Below are 22,446 nucleotides of genomic sequence, written 5' to 3' on the forward strand. Positions count from 1 at the left end.
GCCCAAGGACTCTTGGGCACAGGGTTCTGAGGTCATTCTCAACAGGTCACCCACTACCCAAGTGGTGAATAGTTAGCCATGGACTTGACAGGAAAAAGCCTTGCCTCAGGGCTGATTGGTTTTGCGCAACTCAAGTAACAACCGCGAGGCAACTTGACTGCGGGCTGCCAGAGCGTATCGGGTTCCAAAATGTACAACCTGCCGGATTGACTCAAAGTCGTAATCACTTCAGACGGCGTGGCCCCCCTTTCACCGGTGTCCGGGTCTATCCAGCGGGCGATCAGCATCTGCTGTTTGCTTTGGTTATAACCGGGCCGGTAGACCAACAGCGCACCATTGCGCGGCGTGAAGTAGTAGCGCGAGCTGGTGACCTTGTCGCCATGCAACATGCTGATCGCGGCCCTGAACTCCGGCTGCGCAATAAAATTGCTGTCCAGCGCCCCCTGATAACGATTTGCCAGTGGCGTGCGGGTGGTATCCACTTTGTATAGCAGTTGCACCCCCATCACCTGATAACCCACTGGGTATTTGAGAGAGGTTGGCGTCGACGCCTGGTTCATGACCCCGCCGAACAGACGGCTATAGGCCGCAGTGTCCGCACGTAGCCCCACCGCCACACTCGGACCGCTATCGTCCACCGGTTCAGTGACCAGAAACGTGTTGGCCGCAGCGTTGCGTTGGGTCTGACTGCCGCCCCAATCACTGTCCAACCTCGACGCCTGGTACTTGAGCAAGGCACCGTCGGCACACGACAGGTAAAGCGGCAAGAATAAATTCTAGGTTGCGGTCCAATGCTGTTGTGCCACCAACGCGGCGGTATCGGGGTGGTCGCGAAGTAACGGTTGCCACGCTTGAGAATCGCCCCTCCATATTCTCTGTCACGTCGGTCGCCAATTCGCTCATGCGCCCAATACGCGGCATCATCGGCACTGACAAATGCGGGGCTGAGGGGTGGAAGCGGCGGTGCAGGCGACCCAAGGGGTGTGCGTCATCCATCATTGTGAAACTCCCTGAAACGATTGAAAGAAGCCGGAAATCTTCAACCCTCGCAAGGCCCAGTAGGCACAACATAGTTATCGCATTGACAGAAGCCAGCACCGCCGACAAACAGCCTTAGCCTCGCGGCTCAGCCGGAGGCAGCCCGACACGAGCCCCGAACCGCGAGGTTAAAACTCATCCTTCTCTCGATGAAAACCATCGTCTTGCGTCGCCTGCTCCGGGAGAGTCGTGGCACTGGGAGCCCCCTCAATCAAACCTTTTTGTGTCCAGAAACTGCCAGCACGTACCACGTTCAACGTTCTGTAAGGCGTCATCAGTTCCAGCATCTCGCGGGCCTCATACGCGCCTAGGTGTTTGAACTGATGGACCATCGTCTCCTCCCGCGAGTCGACGCTGAAATCCGGGGTGTACCGTAGCAATGCGCCGTCGCGTGTCGACAGGTAGTAATTCTGAACGTCGAAATACCCTCTCAGGCCGCGGCTGTATCGCCAGATATAACTCCAGGAAATGAAGTTGACCCCCAGTGACGTGGCAGGGTCGTTCTTGCTCTGGGCAAAGTCGGATTTGTAAAACTGATGGGTCATGGCAATACGGTGCCCGTCCGGGTACTCGGGAAGCGGCACATTGTGGTCGCTGGTCGAGATTCTGCTGGGCTTCCAGAAAAGGCGCTCCTCGGCACTGGGAACGGCGTTGGCGTCGTTGTCTACCAAAGGCTCGACGGCGACATAGGCACGCCTTAGCACATCTTCAAGAATCGCCCCCAGGTACTCGTCCCCTTTGTAGGGTCCGACCAGATGTTGCGTATAACGCGCGGCATCGTCCGAATGCAGGAAAACCGGGCTCAAGGCTAAACGATAGTCATGGTAGGGAGACACAGGCATTGCCTTGTACGGCACCCATTGCGCGGTGACCCAGGTGGTTTCGAACCAGAATGGGCTGCCCAGCAACACCCGTAGCTTGTTGCCTGCGGCGACCTTGCGAATGTAGTGCAGCAGCGGCACGGCTCCGCTGTGCAGTTCACCGCCGTACCGGGATGCTGCCTCCACGGTGGCCAGCTCGGCAGCCGGCCGGGTGGTGTCAAGCATCAGCAGCGCGCCATCGGCACATGAAAGATAAAGAGGCACACGGCCGTACTCAGCCGCCGCCAACCCTTGTAACAAGTCCAGAGGCCAGAAAAAATGAGCGGCCGGGCTTGAATCTCCGGCCTGTGGCAGCACGCGGGCATGCAGGTAGACACCATAGACGGTGAACCCTTGAGGCAACTTCCCCTCAACAAATACATGGTTGAGCTTAAAGCCTTCGGCATCGCGCAGGGGCAACGGCAGCGTCCCGGCAAAATGCGCCTGATTCGAAGACTTGAGAATAAAACCGAACGCCAAGTGATCGCGTTTTGGACTAAGGCGATGCAGATAGCGTGCGACATCCAATGGCTGGGTGAACAGCGGGCTCAACCCTGCATCCGCTTGCGCGTGCACACCAGCGATTATATCCAGCGCCTGGGAGTATGCCCTGAAGGCAGTAACGGTGCGCGACGGCCCCCATAGTTCACTGCCTTGCAGTACAGCCAGTTCCCCCGCATAAGCCAACCGATTGACCCACTCTTCGGGTTGCAGGGTGCAGTCCCGAATCTGTTCCTCAATCGGGTTGTACCGATGCCATTGGGCTTGAGCAGAGGCCAGGTTGAGTTCGGCCGCCAATGCCAGTTGCCTCGCTCCACCATCGAAACGGTAACGCAGCAGCGCACCGTCGTTACACAGCAAGTAGTCGATACGGGGGCTGGATGTTGCATCCCGGGCCCGCTCCCTGAGCACCTGCGTCACAAACGCAGTGGAGAACATGTTGCGGTATACGTTCCATTGCGTATCGGTGGTCGGAAACTGCGGCTCGTATGCACTGCAGCTATGATAAAAAGCCACCACCGTACTGCCTCCCAGGAACAACCCCTTAGCCACCAATTCGTTTGAGCGAACCCACTGCACATCGAAGTTTTCGACGTGTACCACCAAGGGCTCGGTGGCGACGAACAGGCCTGCGCTTGATCTAAGGATCAAGCCGCCATAGACCTTGTCACGTCTCGCGCCCAGGCGCATCGAGGCATAACGTGCCGCATCGTCGGCGCAGGAAAAGGCCGGGCTCAGACGGCGACGCAACACCCGCAAAAACGGCACCCAGTGCGTATCCACCTTGCCTGGTGTGCTCCAGCACTCACTCCCCAGGATCACGTGTAGCTGCCCGCTGCCGGCCACGCGCGAGACAAAATCGGTGGTGGATATCTCAGCGCTGTCGAGCCCGCGCTTGAGAGTCGACAAGCCTTGCTTCGTATCAGTGCCAAACACCCCATCACGGGTACCGGCTTCATACGCCAGCATAGCCCCTTCCAGCGTTGCGATATGCACCACCAGCCGCTGCGACAGCGGTAACCGTCGGACACCGACGTTATCGTAAAGGGCTGCATGCAGATCGTCAGGCGCGATGAAATGGCGGGCCAACCAACGCCCGGAGGCCGACACATCCTCCGGTAAACGCACGGTGGATGCGTAAAAGCTGTCGACTTCAAACCCCGCCTGCTGCAGCGGCTCGGCAAAACGGCAGGTACGCAGCAACTGGTCAAGTAACTCGACCGACACATTCTGCGTTACCGCGTACTGCGCCAGGGTTCGATGCCGCAGCACCACACCCAGGCCAACAGGGCCGCGCCCATAGCGATCCAGGGTGCGTTCATGAGCGTCCCGCACCGCCTCCGTTGCCGAAGCAAACACCGGGCCCAACAGGGGTGTTTCAGGGAGGTGCGACGCGTCAGTGCCCAGCGCCGGCTCCCAGTCTTCGGGCAAATCGCCTACCGGGCCCCAGAGTGGGTTGGCAAGTACCACGCGCAACCGTCCCGGGTAAGCCTGCTCACGCACAAAGGCACTGGGCACAAGCGTGCCTTGCGATAGCTCTCGCGCCACGGTGCTGCTACCGGCCGAAGGCGTTACCCGCTCCAGCAACTCGCGCTCGGTATACGACTCAAGCGCTTGCGATGTATAGGCCAGCAAACTGTTTACCGAACCTGAAAGGTAGGCGCGCGCAACCACCTTGTGATTTGAGAGCAGCGTATAAATATCAGTGTCCATGAACATTTGCGCTGCAACCCGAGCCTCGTTGTCACGCAGGCTCTGAGCAGAATCAGGCTGTATTCTGGCGCAGAACAAGGCGTGCAGTCGGCAGCCTGCCGTCAACATGATCGGCTCGCCCTGGGCGTCCAACGGGTAGACCGCATCCAGTGCAAAACGCGGCTGGTTTGTGCTGACAGGTTCAGTGACGACAAAACGTTGATCATCGCGCTGGAGAATCAGCGCAGCGCAGTTGAACAGACGACGGTAGTCCAGTTGCCCATGGGCATACCTGGCCGCATCGTCAGCCGTCACAAAGGCGGGGCTCAGCGGCGGCTGCCTGTTGGAGTAAGGCTTCCAGCCAGACGTCAAGATCACCTTTTCACTCCAGACCTCACTGGTACGCAGGACCTCAAGCACTCCAATCCCGGCAACCCGCAACACATAGTCGTGCGCCGACAATACGCCGGTACGCATGTGTTCTTCGCTGCCATCGTCTTTAAATACGCCCTGAGGATCCTCAACAAACAACGTCGTCTCCTGCTGCGAACCGCCAAGGGTGTACCGCAACAAAGCATGGTCACTGGTTTGAAAATACAGGCTCGTCGGGTAAGCGTCGTTACGCACACCGGTATTGGCTCGAAGCTGTCCAATCCCCGCCGCCAACTGCGACGCCGAAAACATTACTTTGTACAGCCACGGTTGCGGCACGGCGGGCGCAACCTCCTGAACGGCCGGCACAGTGGCGTAAGCACCCTGCACAGAGCAATGCTCAGGCAAGCTGACCCCGCCACTGGCCTGGGCTGGAAACAACGCCTTCAGAAGAAACCACGGTTGCGCTGCCTGTACCGGCCAGGTAGCGACATAACCTTGAGTACACTTGAGAATAAAGCCACTGACCCCAGGCCCGGCTGAAGCCTTATCGTCCAAGGCCACCGTGGCCGCCTTTTCGGCTTGTGCATACACCCGAGTACACAAAGGTAATGCTTCAACTTTTGACGTCACGCCAGTGCCAGGCTCCCAGGTCGAGGGAACCCTACCCCGTACGCCGCCCCACTCATCATTGGCCACCACCACCCACAGCCCACCTGTGGCGGCGCATTCAAGGATAAACGAATGCACAAACTTGTAGTCCCGAGGCGCCTGACCGTTCCATTCTTGTACCAACTGGTCGTGCAAGATCTGTTCGACGGCATTGCCGCTGGCAACATACTTGATCAAGGACCTATCAGGCCCCGACAGATAATGGACCGGCACCGACTCCCCCATGGCGATGTTAAACAGCATTTCCGAAGAGGAGAACGAACCGAGGAGTAATCGCACCTGCGATTCCGACAAGCCTGTGTTGCGCATCTGCTCATGTATGGACTGATGTGAGTGGTAAATCGCAACCACCTTGAACCCCTTGGGTGCAACCGGATGCCCAAACTTATCTGCTGATAACACCGTTTCAAAATAGAACCGAGGCGTCTCACCGTGGCGAGGTTCGGTCGCGTAAAAAAGCCCTTCTTTGTCCTGCAGTATCACCCCGCCGTACTCCCATTCCACGGTATGGCGAATACGGCGGTGCGCCCAATAAGCGGCGTCGTTGGCACTGATAAAAGGTGGGCTCAGGGGAGGTAACTCAACAGAATGGTTTGGGGTGACGGGGATCGTGTCCATAAGGTTCTCGATGGCAAGAAAGTTCAAGGCACAAAAGGCGCGCCTGCTGGCCTCATCCTGGAACGCTTCTGCGTGACGCTTGCGCTGCATATCTATGCCTGCGCCCTTTTTGAGGGCTCTGCGCGCACTCGATGAGCTATGCAGCGCCAAGTTGGTGCGCTGCATAGCCACCTTAGCCGGGCAGCCCTTGTTGATATTGACGCTGCACGCCATAGGCACAGCCTTTGCAAAGCCCTGTGTATCTGCCCCACAACACTATCGGTTTTCGGAGATCGCACCATGAAGCGTCGTAGCTTGATCAAGGCTTTCACTTTGTCGGCATCCATTGCCGCCATGGGTTTGACCTGGACCGTCCAGGCCGCCGAGACCATCAAGGTCGGCATCCTGCACTCGCTGTCCGGGACCATGGCGATCTCCGAAACCTCGCTTAAAGACATGGCGCTGATGACCATCGACGAGATCAACGCCAAAGGCGGTGTGAACGGCAAGATGCTGGAGCCGGTGGTCGTGGACCCGGCGTCGAACTGGCCGCTGTTCGCTGAAAAAGGTCGGCAGTTGCTGACCCAGGACAAGGTTGCCGTGGTGTTCGGCTGCTGGACGTCGGTGTCGCGCAAATCGGTATTGCCGGTGTTCGAAGAACTCAACGGCCTGCTGTTCTACCCGGTGCAGTACGAAGGTGAAGAGATGTCGCCGAACGTGTTCTATACCGGTGCGGCGCCGAACCAGCAGGCGATCCCGGCCGTGGAATACCTGATGAGCGAAGAAGGTGGCGGCGCCAAGCGCTTCTTCCTGCTCGGCACCGACTATGTGTACCCACGCACCACCAACAAGATTCTGCGCGCGTTCCTGCACTCCAAAGGCGTAGCCGATAAAGATATCGAAGAGGTCTACACCCCGTTCGGCCACAGCGACTACCAGACCATCGTCGCCAACATCAAGAAGTTCTCGGCCGGTGGCAAAACCGCAGTGATCTCCACTGTGAATGGCGACTCCAACGTGCCGTTTTACAAAGAGCTGGCCAACCAGGGCTTGAAGGCCACCGACGTGCCGGTAGTGGCGTTCTCCGTGGGTGAAGAAGAACTGCGCGGCATCGACACCAAGCCGCTGGTGGGCAACCTCGCGGCCTGGAACTACTTCCAGTCCGTGGAGAACCCGGTGAACAAGAAATTCGTCGCCGACTGGAAGGCCTACGCCAAGGCGCACAACCTGCCAGGCGCGGACAAAGCCGTGACCAACGACCCGATGGAAGCCACTTACGTGGGCATCCATATGTGGGCGCAAGCGGTTGAGAAAGCCAAGTCCACCGACGTCGATAAAGTGCGCGAAGCCATGGCCGGCCAGACCTTCGCCGCGCCGTCGGGCTTCACCCTGACCATGGACAAGACCAACCACCACCTGCACAAGCCGGTGATGATCGGCGAGATCCAGGCCGACGGGCAGTTCTCGGTGGTGTGGCAGACCGAGAAGCCGATCCGCGCCCAGCCGTGGAGCCCGTTCATTCCGGGTAACGACAAGAAGCCGGACTATGCCGTGAAGAGCAACTGATCCGAGGGGTGTCGGCCCTTAAGACTGACACACACCCTGTGGGAGCTGGCTTGCCTGCGATGCAGACAACTCGGTGTATCTGATACACCGCCATCGCAGGCAAGCCAGCTCCCACATTTGTTCGAGCAAGGCCCAAGACTATGCCCACTGCCCTTTACCGCTTCATCCTCGCCGCCCTGCTGTTGCTGCCCTTCGCCGCACACGCCAGCGACGCCGAAGACTTCATCAATGCCAACCCGATGCAACAAGCCAAGCTGCTCCAGGACTGGGCCGCCCAGCCCGACCCGGCGCGCATCGAGCTGGTGGACGCGCTGCAACAAGGCCAACTGAACGTCAACGGTGAAACCAAAACCGTACGCCTGAACAACCGTCTGCGCGGCCTGATCGACAACGTGCAAGCCAGCCAGCAACTGCTCGCCGCCGACCCCAAGGTGCGCCTGGCTGCTGCGCAAACCCTGCAAAAAACCGCACAACCTGCGCAGCTCAAATTCCTCGACCTGCAAGTCGCCGCCGAGACCAACGAGGCCGTGCACACTGCGTTGAGCCTGGCGCTGGCCAACCTGCAACTGGTCGACCCCCGACCCGGTCATTCGTCTCGCCGCCGTGCGCCTGTTGGGCAGCACCGGCGACCCGCTGGCGCGCACACGCCTTGAGGCGCTGCTGGCGCCCGGTGTCGAAACCGACGCCGCCGTGCACACGGCCGCCGAGACCAGCCTGGCTCAGGTCAAACGCAAATTGATGTTCGGCGAGATCCTCGGCCAGGCCTTCAGTGGCATGTCTTTGGGTTCGATCCTGCTGCTCGCGGCCCTGGGCCTGGCGATCACCTTCGGCCTGCTGGGCGTGATCAACATGGCCCACGGCGAGATGCTGATGCTCGGCGCCTATTCCACCTACGTCGTGCAGCTGATGATGCAGCGTTATGTGCCGGCGGCCATCGAGTTCTACCCGTTGGTTGCGCTGCCGGTGGCGTTTTTTGTCACGGCGGCCATCGGCATGGCGCTGGAGCGCACGGTGATTCGCCACCTCTACGGGCGGCCACTGGAAACCCTGCTGGCCACCTGGGGCATCAGCCTGATGCTGATCCAGCTGGTGCGCCTGGTGTTCGGTGCGCAGAACGTCGAAGTGTCCAACCCGCAATGGCTGTCCGGCGGCATTCAAGTGCTGCCCAACCTGGTGCTGCCGTACAACCGCATCGTGATCATCGCCTTCGCGTTGTGCGTGGTGGTGCTGACCTGGCTGCTGCTGAACAAGACGCGCCTGGGCCTCAACGTGCGCGCCGTCACCCAGAACCGCAACATGGCCGCGTGCTGCGGCGTGCCCACCGGGCGTGTGGACATGCTCGCCTTTGGCCTTGGCTCCGGCATCGCCGGGTTGGGCGGCGTAGCGCTGAGCCAGGTGGGCAACGTCGGCCCGGACCTGGGCCAGAGCTACATCATCGACTCGTTCCTGGTGGTGGTGCTCGGCGGCGTCGGCCAGTTGGCCGGTAGCGTGATGGCCGCCTTCGGGCTGGGCATCGCCAACAAGATTCTGGAACCTGCGATCGGCGCCGTGCTCGGCAAGATCCTGATCCTCGCGCTGATCATTCTGTTTATCCAGAAACGCCCGCAAGGACTCTTTGCACTGAAAGGACGGGTGATCGACTGATGAACCAGCCATTGATGCTTACCGCCGCGCAAAAGGCCGGCCCCAAGGTCACGATAGCGGTGGGCGCGGTCATTTTGATCCTGCTGCTGGCGCTGCCGTTGTGCTCGCTGCTGGCGCCGGAAAATCCGTTTCACGTCTCGGCCTACACCCTCACGCTGGTGGGCAAGATCCTCTGCTACGCCATCGTCGCCCTCGCGCTGGACTTGGTGTGGGGTTACGCAGGGATGTTGTCCTTGGGCCATGGTTTATTCTTCGCCCTCGGCGGTTATGCGATGGGCATGTACCTGATGCGCCAGGCCTCCGGCGATGAGTTGCCGGCGTTCATGACCTTTCTGTCGTGGACCGAATTGCCGTGGTATTGGGTCGGCACCGAGCACTTCCTGTGGGCCATGTGCGTGGTGGTGTTGGCGCCCGGTTTGCTGGCCTTGGTGTTCGGGTTCTTCGCCTTCCGTTCGCGGATCAAGGGCGTGTACTTTTCGATCATGACCCAGGCGCTGACCTTTGCCGGGATGCTGCTGTTTTTTCGCAATGAAACCGGGTTTGGCGGCAATAACGGCTTCACAAACTTTCGCAGCATTCTGGGCTTTGGCATCACCGAGCCGGGCACCCGGGCGGTGCTGTTTGTGGCCACCGTACTGCTGCTGGTCGCCAGCGTGTACACCGGCTGGCGACTGGCGCAGAGCAAGTTCGGCCGCGTGCTCACCGCATTGCGTGACGCCGAAAACCGCCTGATGTTCTGCGGCTACGACCCGCGCGGTTTCAAGCTGTTTGTGTGGGTGTTGAGTGCAGTGCTGTGTGGGTTGGCAGGCGCGTTGTATGTGCCGCAAGTGGGCATCATCAACCCCAGCGAAATGTCGCCGACCAACTCCATCGAAGCCGCCGTATGGGTGGCCCTGGGCGGGCGCGGCACCTTGATCGGCCCATTGCTCGGCGCCGGCGTGGTCAATGGCATGAAGAGCTGGTTCACCGTGGCCTTCCCGGAATACTGGCTGTTCTTCCTTGGGGCGCTGTTCATCATCGTCACCCTGTACCTGCCCAAGGGCATCATCGGCCTGCTGAAGAAATGAGGAACGTCATGCTGGAACCTATTTTCGACGCAGGCAGCGGCCGCGATGCCATCGGCATTGGTCAGGCCGCCGGCAAGGGGCTGAACACACGCCACGGCACCATCCTGACCCTGGAAGACATCAGCGTCAGCTTCGATGGTTTCAAGGCACTCAATGACTTGAACCTGTACATCGGCGTCGGCGAATTGCGCTGCATCATCGGCCCCAACGGCGCGGGCAAGACCACACTGATGGACGTGATCACCGGCAAAACCCGCCCCAGCCATGGCAAGGCCTGGTTTGGTGAAACCCTGGACTTGACCAGCATGAGTGAAGTGCAGATCGCCCAGGCCGGCATCGGCCGCAAGTTCCAGAAGCCCACGGTATTCGAAGCCCTGAGCGTGTTTGAAAACCTCGAGCTGGCGCAGAAGACCGACAAGTCCGTGTGGGCCAGCCTGCGCGCGCGCCTGAGCGGTGAGCAGAAAGACCGCATTGAGGAAGTGCTCGATACCATCCGCCTGACCACCTCGGCACAACGCGCGGCGGGGTTGTTGTCCCACGGGCAGAAGCAGTTCCTGGAAATCGGCATGTTGCTGATGCAAGACCCGCAATTGTTGCTGCTGGACGAACCGGTGGCGGGCATGACAGACGCCGAAACCGAGTTCACCGCCGAGCTGTTCAAGCGCTTGGCGGGCAAGCATTCGCTGATGGTGGTGGAGCACGACATGGGCTTCGTCGGTTCGATTGCCGACCACGTGACCGTGTTGCACCAGGGCAGCGTGCTGGCCGAAGGGTCGCTTGCACAGGTACAGGAAAACGAGCGCGTCATCGAGGTTTACCTCGGTCGCTGAACCGGACACGGGCTGCTTTATGTGGGAGCGGGCTTGCTCGCGAATGCGGTGGATCAGTCACAAATGCATTAACTGACACACCGTATTCGCGAGCAAGCCCGCTCCCACAGGGGATTTGAGGAGTATTCGAGAATGTTGCAAGTCGACAAGCTGCATCAGTATTACGGCGGTAGCCACATCCTGCGCGGGCTCTCATTCGACGTGAAGATTGGCGAAGTCACCTGCCTGCTCGGCCGTAACGGCGTGGGCAAGACCACCTTGCTCAAATGCCTGATGGGTTTGCTGCCGGCCAAAGACGGCGTGGTGAACTGGGAAGGCAAGCCCATTACCGGGTTCAAACCGCACCAGCGCGTGCACGCGGGCATCGCCTACGTGCCTCAAGGCCGGGAGATTTTCGGACGGCTGACGGTGGAAGAAAACCTGTTGATGGGGCTCTCGCGCTTCCCAGGCTCCGAAGCCAAGGAAGTCCCGGGGTTTATCTATGAACTGTTCCCGGTATTGCTGCAGATGAAACATCGGCGCGGTGGCGACCTGTCCGGTGGTCAACAGCAGCAGTTGGCAATTGGCCGCGCACTGGCCAGCCGCCCGCGCCTGTTGATTCTCGACGAGCCTACCGAGGGCATCCAGCCGTCCGTCATCAAGGAGATCGGTGCGGTGATCAAAAAGCTCGCGGCACGCGGTGATATGGCGATTCTTTTGGTGGAGCAGTTCTACGACTTCGCCGCCGAACTGGCCGACCAATACCTGGTGATGTCACGCGGTGAAATCGTGCAGCAGGGCCGAGGTGAAAATATGGAAAGCGAGGGTGTACGCGGGCTGGTTACGATTTAATCTGTAGCGTCCTGACGATAAGCCCGAAAATATGAACCTGCCCGTTACTCCTGCCCTGTTCACCCCCAGCTGGCATGCCGAGCTGGAACTCGGCTACGCGCGTTTCGGCGACACCACACGCCCGGTGATGCGCCGCCACCTTGGCCCGCTGCGGGTGCAAAAGCACCTGTACGCCGAAGGCCCCGAGGTGTGCCAGCACATCATCGTGCACCCGCCCGGCGGGATTGCCGGTGGCGACCGCCTGGACATCCGCGCCCATGTGGCCAATGGCGCCTGGGCGCAACTGACCAGCCCCGGCGCAGCCAAGTGGTATCGCGCCAGCGGCCCTGCGTTTCAACAGCTCGAATTGACCGTAGAGGCCGGCGCGACCCTGGAATGGCTGCCCCAGGAAACCATCGTGTTCAGCGCCGCCCAGGCCGAACTCAGCACGCGCATTGATCTACACGGCGATGCCCGGCTGTTTTACTGGGACGTGGTGGCCCTCGGCCGCCCGGCCAGTGGCGAACGTTTTGACCTGGGCCACTTTCAATCGCACCTGGATATTCGCCGCGACGGCCAGTTGCTCTGGCATGAGCGCCAGCGCATTGTAGGCGCCGACGGTTTGCTCGACTCGCCCATCGGGCTGGATGGGCAGCCGGTGTTTGCGACGTTGCTGCTGACCGGCGATATAGACCCGCAATTATTGGAAACCTGCCGCGCCCTGCCCCATGCCGTGCGCGGCGACCTGACCCAACTGCCCGGCTTGCTGGTCGCCCGCTGCCTGGCCAGTGAAGCGCTGCTGGCGCGGGGCTGGTTGATTGATTTATGGCGACTGTTGCGCCCGGCAGTGCTGGGGCGAGAAGCCGTCGCACCACGAATCTGGAGCACATGAAGATCAACAAGTGGAACTGAGTTTATGTGGGAGCTGGCTTGCCTGCGATGGCGGTGTGCCTGATACACCGCTATCGCAGGCAAGCCAGCTCCCACACCAGCCTGTTTTCACAGGAGATCTGCGGTGTTTTTATGAATGCTGTTTGAAGGACCTTGAACCATGGATTTGACCCCACGGGAAAAAGACAAACTGCTGATCTTCACCGCCGGCCTGGTGGCCGAGCGCCGCTTGGCGCGCGGCGTGAAGCTCAACTACCCGGAAACCATCGCCTATATCTCGGCCGCGCTGATGGAAGGCGCCCGCGATGGCCGCACCGTGGCCGACCTGATGCATTACGGCACCACCTTGCTCAGCCGCGAGCAAGTGATGGAAGGCATCCCGGAAATGATCCCGGATATCCAGGTGGAAGCTACCTTCCCCGATGGCACCAAACTGGTGACCGTCCACCAGCCAATCGCGTGAGGCCCGGCCATGATTCGTGATGCTACCGAGCAAGACCTGCCGGCGATCCGCGACATCTACAACGATGCGGTACTCAACACCACGGCAATCTGGAACGAACAACCGGTGGACCTGGCCAACCGTCAGGCCTGGTTCGCGGCACGCCAGGCACAGCAGTATCCGATTCTGGTGGCGGTGGAAAACGATGAAGTCACCGGCTACGCCTCATTCGGCGACTGGCGCCCTTTCGAGGGTTTTCGCTACAGCGTTGAGCACTCGGTGTACGTGCGCAATGACCAACGCGGCAAAGGCCTCGGCCCGCGCCTGATGCACGCCCTGATCGAACGCGCCGCAACCTGCGGCAAGCACGTGATGGTCGCGGCCATTGAAAGCGGCAACCAGGCGTCTATTCGCCTGCACGAGCGCCTGGGTTTCATCAGCACCGGGCACATGCCCCAAGTGGGTATCAAGTTCGGCCGCTGGCTGGACCTGACCTTTATGCAACTAACATTGAATCCGGGCGCCGAACCGCCCAAGGAGTGAGATCGATGAGCGCTACGCAACTGCGTCGAGTCAATGCTGAAAGTTTTGCCCACTACCGCCTGGGTTTGATTGAGCTGTTGCTGGACGCGGTGAAGCACGGCGCCTCTGTCGGTTTTATGGCTGACGTCGATGAAGCCCAGGCCCGCACCTATTTGAGCGGCGTGCAGGCGAGTATCGAAGAGGGCAGCCTGCTGCTGTGGGTGGTGGTGCGCGACGAGCAAGTGATCGCCAGCGTGCAACTGGCGCTGTGCCTGAAAGCCAACGGCCTGAACCGTGCCGAAGTGCAAAAGCTGCTGGTACACAGCAGCGCCCGCCGCCATGGCCTGGGCCAACAGTTGATGAACACCCTGGAACTCGCCGCACGCCAGCACAAGCGCGGCCTGCTGTACCTGGACACCGAGGCCGGCTCGGGCGCCGAAGCCTTTTACCAGTCGCTGCGCTACACCAAGATCGGGGAGCTGCCCGACTATTGCCAAAGCCCGGACGGGCGCTACACCCCGACCGCCATCTACTTCAAGACCCTGGGGCAACCTGCATGATTCCTGGTGAATATCAGATCCAGCCTGGCGACATCGAACTTAACGTCGGCCGGCGCACCCTCACCCTCAGCGTGGCCAACAGCGGCGACCGACCGATCCAGGTGGGCTCGCATTACCATTTTTTCGAGACCAACGACGCGCTGACCTTTGACCGCGCAGCGAGCCGTGGCATGCGCCTGAATATTCCAGCCGGGACGGCGGTGCGTTTTGAGCCGGGGCAGAGCCGCGAAATCGAGTTGGTGGATTTGAGCGGCGGGCGCCGGGTGTTCGGGTTTGCCGGGCGGATCATGGGCGAACTTTAGGGCCTCATCGCGGCAAGCCAGCTCCCACAGGGGAACGCATTCCACCTGTGGGAGCTGGCTTGCCTGCGATAGCGATATCACATTCAACACCTATTTTTCAGGGCATACACACATGAAGATCAGCCGCCAAGCCTACGCCGACATGTACGGCCCCACCGTCGGTGACAAGGTCCGCCTGGCCGACACCGACCTGTTCGTCGAAGTCGAACAGGACTTCACCGTCTACGGCGAAGAGGTCAAGTTCGGCGGCGGCAAAGTCATCCGCGACGGCCAGGGCCAAAGCCAACTGCTCGCCCATGAAGTGGTCGACACCTTGATCACCAACGCGCTGATCATCGACCATTGGGGCATCGTCAAGGCCGACGTCGGCCTCAAAAATGGCCGCATTCATGCGATCGGCAAGGCCGGCAACCCGGATATCCAGCCCGGCGTGACCATGGCCATCGGCGCCAGCACCGAGGTGATTGCCGGTGAAGGCATGATCCTCACCGCCGGCGGCATCGACAGCCACGTGCACTTCATTTGCCCGCAGCAGATCGAAGAGGCGCTGACCAGCGGCGTCACCACCATGATCGGCGGCGGCACCGGCCCGGCCACCGGCACCAACGCCACCACCTGCACCTCCGGCCCGTGGCATCTGGCGCGCATGCTGCAAGCCAGCGATTCGTTCCCGATGAACATCGGTTTCACCGGCAAGGGCAACGCCAGTTTGCCCGAGCCCCTGATCGAGCAGGTCAAGGCCGGCGCCATCGGTTTGAAGCTGCATGAAGACTGGGGCACCACCCCCGCCAGCATCGACAACTGCCTGAACGTGGCCGACCAGTACGACGTGCAGGTGGCGATCCACAGTGACACGCTCAACGAATCCGGCTTCGTCGAAACCACCCTGGCCGCGCTCAAAGGCCGCACCATTCACACCTACCACACCGAAGGCGCCGGTGGCGGCCATGCGCCGGACATCATCAAGGCCTGCGGCTTCGCCAACGTGCTGCCCAGCTCGACCAACCCGACGCGGCCGTTCACGCGCAACACCATCGACGAGCACCTGGACATGCTGATGGTCTGCCATCACCTGGACCCGAGCATTGCCGAAGACGTAGCCTTCGCCGAAAGCCGCATCCGCCGCGAGACCATCGCCGCCGAAGACATCCTGCACGACCTCGGCGCTTTCTCGATGATCAGCTCCGACAGCCAGGCCATGGGCCGTGTCGGCGAAGTGATCACGCGCACCTGGCAGACCGCCGACAAGATGAAAAAACAGCGCGGCGCCTTGCCCGGCGACGGCCCCGGCAACGACAACTTCCGCGCCAAACGCTATATCGCCAAGTACACCATCAACCCGGCGATCACTCACGGCGTCAGCCATATCGTCGGCTCGATTGAAGTGGGCAAGTGGGCCGACCTGGTGCTGTGGCGCCCGGCGTTCTTCGGCATCAAACCAACCTTGATCCTCAAGGGCGGCACCATTGCCTCAAGCCTGATGGGTGATGCCAACGCCTCGATCCCCACGCCACAACCGGTGCACTACCGCCCCATGTTCGCCAGCTTCGGCAGCTCGCTGCACGCCACCAGCCTGACCTTTATCAGTCAGGCGGCGCAGGACGCAGGCTTGCCCGAAGCCTTGGGGTTGAAGAAGCAGATTGCAGTGGTCAAGGGCTGCCGCGATGTGCAGAAAACCGACCTGATCCACAACGACTACCTGCCGCACATCGATGTGGACCCGCAGACTTATCAGGTCAAGGCTGACGGTGTATTGCTGTGGTGCGAACCGGCCGAGGTGTTGCCGATGGCCCAGCGGTACTTCCTGTTCTAGAGAATGGCGGTGATCGCTTGCTCGGTCAGTGTCTGGTTCAAGGTGATCAGTTCGGCATTGATGCGGCCAAAAGTGTCGTCATAGTCTTGCTCGGACATCAGTTGCCCCGGTTCACTTTCCGAAGCCGGTCGGCCCAGGCGCTGGGCCGCTTGGCTGATGGTTTGACGCAGGGCCTGCCTCGCTCTCTCGGGGAGGTTGGCAGTCGCGGCCCATTGTGCCTGCGCGGCCTGATAGTCGATCAGGGCGTCGAATTTTTCGGCAATCGGCGCGTAATCGGTTTGATGCGCACGCTGCAGGAAGTCAGTCCACATCGGCTGCTCCAGCAGGTTGTCACGCACCTGCGCGCCTTGATCCTGCAGCTGTACGCGCTGGAATGCCGCCTCCACCATCGGCGCCGTGACATAGTCCTCGCGGAACATCATGCTTCTGGATTGCCAGGGCAAGTCCAGACGGGTGGCCAGCGGCACCGTATACGCCAGATAGATTTCGACTTCGTCGATATCGGCGATCACATTACCGGCGCCATCGTAATGCTCAATGCGCAGGCCCTGGGCGTCATACTCGGGGAATCTGGCGCCCTGCTCCTGCAACTCGGCGACGCGAGCATGAGCAATGCGCCCCAGCTCATCGAGGCGCCATTTCCCCCTGGCCAGGTTGAACACGGCCCTGCGCACCGTGCCGACATCCTCGCTGAAGTAGGCTGACCAATGCAGCACCGCAACGCCCATCGAATTGAACAACTGCGCCCCGGCGTCCACGCAGGCCGCAGGATCCCGAGCCATCAGGAACAACTGCTCGCGCAATTCAGCGTCTTCGCCCATCGCCTCAAGCATGCGCCAGACCTTGGCGGTCAATTCCGGCAACCATACGCCGCCCCTGGCTGTCGAGTCCCCGGATTGTCTGACGGCACGAAGCAGATTGAAAAAGCCCTCAGAGCCAAACGAGCCTTCAAGCATGTCCCATAACACTTGCCTGGTGGGCCATTCCTGCGACGAATAACCGGCTTTCCACTGCTCGCTGTCGAGCACGCCCCTTTTCGGCAATTGGCGATCCGGATCCCGGCCGGCGGCCTCGATGTACCGCTTGAATTGAGCAAGCTGTTCAGGCGTCAGCTCTTCACGGGTGAGGAACGTTTTCGCCACAATCAGTGCCTTATCCGAGCCCGGCGCAAACTCGGGAATCCGTGCTATCGGGTTCTGCCGCATATCCAGAATGAAATTTTCCGGCCTGGGCACACGGAACACACTGACAGGCCACTCCTCCAGGCTTGTGTCATTGAGCAGCAAGGTTTGTAAGTGCGGCATGCGACCGACATCGGGTGGCAAGCCAAGTGGGTTCATGTCCAAAAATAACTCTTTGAGATACACCCGATCTTTCAAGCGCAGGACGTCTTCAGGCGTCAGGACAATATCGTTGCCGCCCAAATGCAACCGCTGCAAATGCGGCATCTGTTCGATGGCTGACGGCACGCTTGTCAGTTGAGCGGCCTCGATCCCTAATCGACGCAGACCGCGAAAGTTGGCGAGCAGTGGTCGCACATCCGCATCCGTCAGCTCCGAGCCTTCAGTTCCCACAATGCCCAAGTAGCTGACATGGTCGAAGTTTGCAGTCAGTGCGGGCAAGGTTCGGAGCTGCTGCGCCAGGTCCTCTTCCAGCCATTCGATTTTCTGCCCTAAAAGGCGCCCATTTCGATCGTAGTGCCGTGGGCCTATCTTTCTCCAGGCGTCATCCAGCGCCGTATGAATCTTGCGCCTGGCCCTCAGCGCCTGGCGTTGCTGGTCACCGAACGCCTCCATGCCCTGGGGCGGTGTGCTCAACCATGTGTGCAAGGTGGACTGCAGGGCCTTGTACTCTTGCTCCAACGCAAGCAGCCAGCTCAGGTCCAGCGCGCCGCGCTCATTGATCAGGGCGAGCATTTCCTCCCGGGTGATTTCCGGGTACAGGTTGCGGATCCGCTCGCGCGTGATTTTTTCCCACTCACTACCACCCCGCCCGCTCAATGGATAGCCGCGACGCTCGCCCGGCAACTGGCTCGGCGGTCGAAAAAACGCCAGTTTTTCCGGCGACATGCCCAAGGTTTTGCGCAACGATGCTCGGTCTATTGCATGCCGCTTGATCAACCCCTTCAATTGCTCACCCTGGCCGACATGGGGCAGGCCAATCGCGTTGCGATGGGCATCGCTCAACGCGTGCTGCAAGGCGCCATAGAAACCACTGAGCCCATGCAGGTGCTGGCCGCGCTCATCGAAGGCTTGGTAACGCCCATCCTCCATGCGTGCCAACACCTTGCGACTGCTTGCCTCCTGGGGGCCAAAGCTGGCACGCAGCGTGCCTTCAAACCGGCCTTCGCGAACTTCCAGGCGCAGATTGTCCGACCAGCCGGGCAGCGCCGGCAGGGTATGGAGGGCCAGGGTTTCGGTGTCCGGTCCGGCCAACGCATCAAGATACAAGCCCTCATACGCGAGGGTCAGGCGCATTTGCTGCTGCGCCCGGCGCGCCTTCTGAGCGAGGCGCAGCGGGATGCGCTTGGCGCTGTTCAGGGTGTCGCGCTCGGTCGGTGTCGCGTCTGCCAGCACTTCGCGCGCCAGGATCGTCGGGACACCACTGAAGTCGCGCTGGATCAACATGATCTCGGTGTCGGACGGTGGTTGCTGCTCGACGTAAATACTCTTCATCAAGCGTTCACGCACCTCCACGGCCCGCTGCTCCAGCTTCAATTGCAGGGCCTTGGCTCGCGCCTCGGGTGTACGGGGGGTGTAACTGCCCACCAAAGCATCGCGCTGAGGTTCGCTGAACACTTCGATAATGCGCCGGGGCAACTGGCCGCCCATCAATTCGCCACGGTGGATTTGCACGGTGTCCGCCGCCGTTGCCTGGCTATAGCCGTACTTGATCGACGGCCCGCTCAACTCGGTGCCGGCAAACGCCTCGATCGCCTTGCTTGCCGGCCACCCCGGCAACTCCACTGCCAGGGAGGCGGCATAACTGCACAGTTCGCTGCTGAGCGAGCCCTGGCGAATGCCCTCGGCGACGTTCACCGCATCGAAATACGCCCTGAACTGGCGCAGGGTGTCGAGCAAAATCGCCGGTACCGGTTCGCCCTCCGCGTGCACGCGGCGCAGCACCGCCTCACTCACATCCGCTACACCGCGCACCTGCTCCAGCTCGGCATCGCTGAACCCCTGCGTCACCGGGCCTAGGCGTCGCATCAACGTGGGGCCTTCCCAGGTATGCGGGCGTTCCACTTCATGATTCCAGAGGCCCGTGCCGTTGCTCTTCAATAACGGTTGATAGGCCTCGGCGCGTGTGGGGTGCAGGATGCGGTATTGCTCGGTCAGCGGGTCTTGTTGCACCGCATAGCGTTTGCCCTCCAACGGCAGCACGGTCTGGCCGTTGTACCGGTGCAGGCCTTGCTCATCCGCCGCCACTGAAGGCAGGGACGCGGTGTGCTCATAGGCCGACAAGTCGGGTTTCCACAGCCGGGTCTTGCCACTGGGCAGGGTAACGGCCCTGAGCTGCTCGATAAACGGCGACACGGTGAAGTGCACCACGGCTGCCTGCACCGCCAGCGTCGCCAGGTTTTCCACCACGTCGGTGATGTGCGCCCAGCCCTCTTCACGGTCGCCTTCGCTCAGCTCGATAACACCGTCGATGACTTCGTAAAGCATTTGCCCGGCCATCGCCACGGCCATCACCACGCCCAGCGGCGGCACCGCCATGGCTACCAGGTTCAGGCCGAACAGGCCAATGCTCATGTAATGCGCGGCGCGCAGTGAGCGCGAGGCCTCATCGACATCGGCGGTGCTCACCGCACGATGCCGCGCATTCTCGAACAGGCGGGTACGCAGGCTGCCCAGGCGATAAGTCCACAGGTCCGGGACTTGCCAAAGGTCAACGAGGGTGTGAGCGCGGATGTTGAACTCAGGGGCGCTGACAGAGACGCGCACCTGAGGTTGGGGCTCCCCCAGCGTTGAAGGCGTGGAAAAAGACGGCGAAGCGAGCAAGCGCCCCCATTCCGATCGCATGGCCTGTGCGCCAAACGGCTGGGGAGGTGCGTCCAGCACCAGTTCGGTCAGTCGTTTGTAGTAGTACGCGCGGTCTTTGGCGGCAACGAACCGGGCAAAAAAAAGCTGGTTCCGGGTAGCCTTCCAGCCTTGGGATCGGTCAGCTTGCTGGGTGGTTTTCGCGCTCAGGCGCTCGGTCAAATCATCGCGAAAGTCATTGAAGCTTTCATAACGTTTGATGGGATGGTCGGGGTCATCAGGAATATAGACGATGACCCGGCAGGTGTAGCCAGGCTTGGCGCAAGTGTCGATGACCAGGCAATCGTGCATATGCAGGTTCATCAGGCTCAAGCTGCGATACCCGATGGGCTTACCGTCGTTGAGGATGTGTTTTTCCCCGTCCGCCACCCGCATCAGCAGTGCGTGGTCGCTGTCGCCAATGTCGCCCTTGAGCAACGCCAGGTACGCCGCCGCCTTGAAGGCGGCTTTCTGGTGCCTGATATAACGCTCACGCAGTTCGGCCTGGGACTTGGCATCGTCAGGTTTCAACTGCGCCCGCAGGTGAGCCTGGTACTGCTTGCCCAGGTCCAGGTCTCGGCACAGTTGAGTGAACGCATGAATCTTCAGGGTCGTGGTGTGACGCTCGAAATGCTCGCGCACATCCGGTTGGGTAATGAAACCTGAGGCGCTGTTGAAATAGCCCTCTCGAGTCTCTCGTTGCTCAAAGTTGCCAAGGGCAGCGTGGAGCAGGGAGAACGTCTTGACCTTGAAGCCTGCGGTCTGGACGCCAAAGGCATCTTCGACCGGTACATACAGGCGCAGCCAGGTTTGATTGACGTCCAGCTCGTGGCCGATAGCCTTTAGCCCGGCTTCCAACAAGGGTTGGGCAAACGCTTGCTCCGAGCGTATGTAATTGAAGGTTTTCTCCAGTTCGTTGAGCGAATCGCAACGGGCGTCCAGCAGCACGTTGAGCTGATCTTTGCGCGCCTGGGAAGCGGCGTCATACCAGCGGGGAATAGCTGGCGGCGTGTCTTTGAGGGCCTTGCGACGCGAGGGCGAACTGTTGATCAGGCAAGCGGGGATCGCTTGTTTGATCAGTTCATAATGCTGGCCCTGCTCACCAGAAAGCGGGGTGGCGGGGTCGGTGACCTGAAAGTCCGGCATGGGATGACAACCTTTTCTTGGAAGAGGTTGTCATCCTAGGCACGCCGATTTTGCGGTTGGCGCTAACTAAATCAATGACCCGTTCAGAACTGCTCGCGCGGATTGAACGCAGCCTTTTGCGCCAGGGCCTCCCACAATGCCTTGACCTCGTCATCCGCCGCTTTGGGCATGACGGCCTTGAGCTGGATGAACAGATAACCGCGCTGCCCGGCCTTGTTCAGCAAGCCATGGCCTTTGGCGCGCATGCGCTGGCCGTTCTGGCTGCCGGCAGGCACTTTGAGGTTGATCTTGCCGGTGAGGGTCGGCACCGCAACTTCGGCGCCCAACGCCAATTCCCATGGCGCCAGCGGCAAGTTAATGATCAGGTTTTCGCCATCGACTTCGAATTTGGGGTGCGGCGCAAACTTGATGATCAGGTACAGATCGCCATTGGCACCGCCGCCGACGCCCGGTGCACCCTGGCCCTTGAGGCGGATGCGCTCGCCATCGGCCACACCGGCCGGAATCTTCACATTCAGGCTTTTGACGGTGTTGCTGACATGCCGGCCGGAGGCATCGTACTGCGGCACCTGGAAGCTGATCTGCTTGGATTCGGTGGACAGCGTTTCCTCAAGCGACACCGACAGCTGCATCTCCACGTCCTGGCCCTTGCGCCCGGTTGGACGGCGCTGGCCGCCACCAAAAGCATCGCCGCGCGCGCCGAAGATCGAGCTGAAGAAGTCCGAGAAATCGCCCGCGTCCTGGCCACCGCCAAAACCGCCACGGCTCTGCCAGCCCGGAGGGCCCTGGAACGGTTGGCCATGCTGGCCGTATTTGCGCAGCTCGTCGTACTCGGCGCGCTTGTCGGCGCTTTTGAGCGCTTCATAGGCTTCCGAGGCGTCCTTGAACTTGGCTTCGGCGTCCTTTTCCTTGCTCACGTCCGGGTGATACTTACGCGCCAGCTTGCGATAAGCGGCTTTGATCTCCTTGTCGTCGGCCGAAGGCTCGACACCAAGAATCTTGTAATAGTCTTTGAAATCCATCGGGGCTTCACCATCCTTTATCGAGATCGGCGGCGCACACGACAACCTTGATTCGCGTGCGCCCACCTGACGTATGC

General features: G+C 60.7%; 14 protein-coding genes and 1 pseudogene. 11 read left to right on the forward strand and 4 right to left on the reverse strand.

Annotated features, from left to right (window positions below; all coding sequences use genetic code 11):
- Nucleotides 1-53: 53 nt before the first annotated feature.
- Complete coding sequence (locus QF043_RS25750) at nt 54-767, reverse strand: hypothetical protein (RefSeq protein ID WP_307420654.1); 714 nt, start codon at nt 765-767, stop codon at nt 54-56.
- A 399-nt stretch (nt 768-1,166) separates the two neighbouring features.
- Complete coding sequence (locus QF043_RS25755; RefSeq protein ID WP_307420655.1) at nt 1,167-5,966, reverse strand: DUF4329 domain-containing protein; 4,800 nt, start codon at nt 5,964-5,966, stop codon at nt 1,167-1,169.
- A gap of 66 nt (nt 5,967-6,032) precedes the next feature.
- Between QF043_RS25755 and urtA the strand changes: the two genes are divergently transcribed.
- The 11 genes and pseudogenes from urtA to ureC all read left to right on the forward strand — a co-directional run bounded on the left by urtA (nt 6,033) and on the right by ureC (nt 16,179).
- The gene (gene urtA / locus QF043_RS25760; protein WP_307420656.1) at nt 6,033-7,298 is read left to right on the forward strand and encodes an urea ABC transporter substrate-binding protein; all 1,266 of its coding nucleotides are present in this window, start codon (nt 6,033-6,035) and stop codon (nt 7,296-7,298) included.
- 140 nt (nt 7,299-7,438) lie between these two features.
- A pseudogene (urtB, locus tag QF043_RS25765) lies at nt 7,439-8,942 on the forward strand (urea ABC transporter permease subunit UrtB).
- Entirely contained in the window at nt 8,942-10,009 is a 1,068-nt protein-coding gene (urtC, locus tag QF043_RS25770) for an urea ABC transporter permease subunit UrtC (RefSeq protein WP_307420657.1), read from the forward strand. The pseudogene urtB and the gene urtC overlap by 1 nt, the downstream one beginning before the upstream one ends.
- Complete coding sequence (gene urtD / locus QF043_RS25775) at nt 10,006-10,839, forward strand: urea ABC transporter ATP-binding protein UrtD (RefSeq protein WP_162238858.1); 834 nt, start codon at nt 10,006-10,008, stop codon at nt 10,837-10,839. The genes urtC and urtD overlap by 4 nt, the downstream gene beginning before the upstream one ends.
- Nucleotides 10,840-10,971: 132 nt before the next feature.
- On the forward strand, nt 10,972-11,670 hold the full coding sequence (gene urtE, locus QF043_RS25780; protein ID WP_307420658.1) for an urea ABC transporter ATP-binding subunit UrtE: 699 nt from the start codon (nt 10,972-10,974) through the stop codon (nt 11,668-11,670).
- Between the two features lie 31 nt (nt 11,671-11,701).
- Nucleotides 11,702-12,541 (forward strand): urease accessory protein UreD, encoded by an 840-nt coding sequence (locus QF043_RS25785; protein WP_177023555.1) that lies wholly within the window; start codon nt 11,702-11,704, stop codon nt 12,539-12,541.
- Nucleotides 12,542-12,700: 159 nt separating this feature from the next.
- Nucleotides 12,701-13,003, forward strand: coding sequence for an urease subunit gamma (gene ureA, locus QF043_RS25790; protein WP_003171437.1), 303 nt, complete (start codon nt 12,701-12,703; stop codon nt 13,001-13,003).
- A gap of 9 nt (nt 13,004-13,012) precedes the next feature.
- Nucleotides 13,013-13,525 carry a GNAT family N-acetyltransferase gene (locus QF043_RS25795; RefSeq protein WP_305457380.1) on the forward strand — a complete coding sequence of 171 codons (513 nt, stop codon included), beginning with the start codon at nt 13,013-13,015 and terminating at the stop codon, nt 13,523-13,525.
- A gap of 5 nt (nt 13,526-13,530) precedes the next feature.
- On the forward strand, nt 13,531-14,064 hold the full coding sequence (locus tag QF043_RS25800) for a GNAT family N-acetyltransferase (RefSeq protein ID WP_307420659.1): 534 nt from the start codon (nt 13,531-13,533) through the stop codon (nt 14,062-14,064).
- Entirely contained in the window at nt 14,061-14,366 is a 306-nt protein-coding gene (locus QF043_RS25805) for an urease subunit beta (RefSeq protein WP_305457376.1), read from the forward strand. Before QF043_RS25800 ends, QF043_RS25805 begins: the two co-directional genes overlap by 4 nt.
- A gap of 112 nt (nt 14,367-14,478) precedes the next feature.
- Nucleotides 14,479-16,179, forward strand: coding sequence for an urease subunit alpha (gene ureC, locus QF043_RS25810; protein WP_307420661.1), 1,701 nt, complete (start codon nt 14,479-14,481; stop codon nt 16,177-16,179).
- Here ureC and QF043_RS25815 read toward each other — a convergent pair.
- Together QF043_RS25815 and QF043_RS25820 are read right to left on the reverse strand one after the other, a co-directional pair.
- Complete coding sequence (locus QF043_RS25815; protein ID WP_307420663.1) at nt 16,176-21,347, reverse strand: dermonecrotic toxin domain-containing protein; 5,172 nt, start codon at nt 21,345-21,347, stop codon at nt 16,176-16,178. The genes ureC and QF043_RS25815 overlap by 4 nt on opposite strands.
- An 83-nt stretch (nt 21,348-21,430) precedes the next feature.
- Nucleotides 21,431-22,369 carry a DnaJ C-terminal domain-containing protein gene (locus QF043_RS25820; protein WP_307420664.1) on the reverse strand — a complete coding sequence of 313 codons (939 nt, stop codon included), beginning with the start codon at nt 22,367-22,369 and terminating at the stop codon, nt 21,431-21,433.
- Nucleotides 22,370-22,446: the final 77 nt, after the last annotated feature.

This window comes from Pseudomonas sp. W3I7, assembly GCF_030816095.1.
Lineage (GTDB): Bacteria > Pseudomonadota > Gammaproteobacteria > Pseudomonadales > Pseudomonadaceae > Aquipseudomonas > Aquipseudomonas salomonii.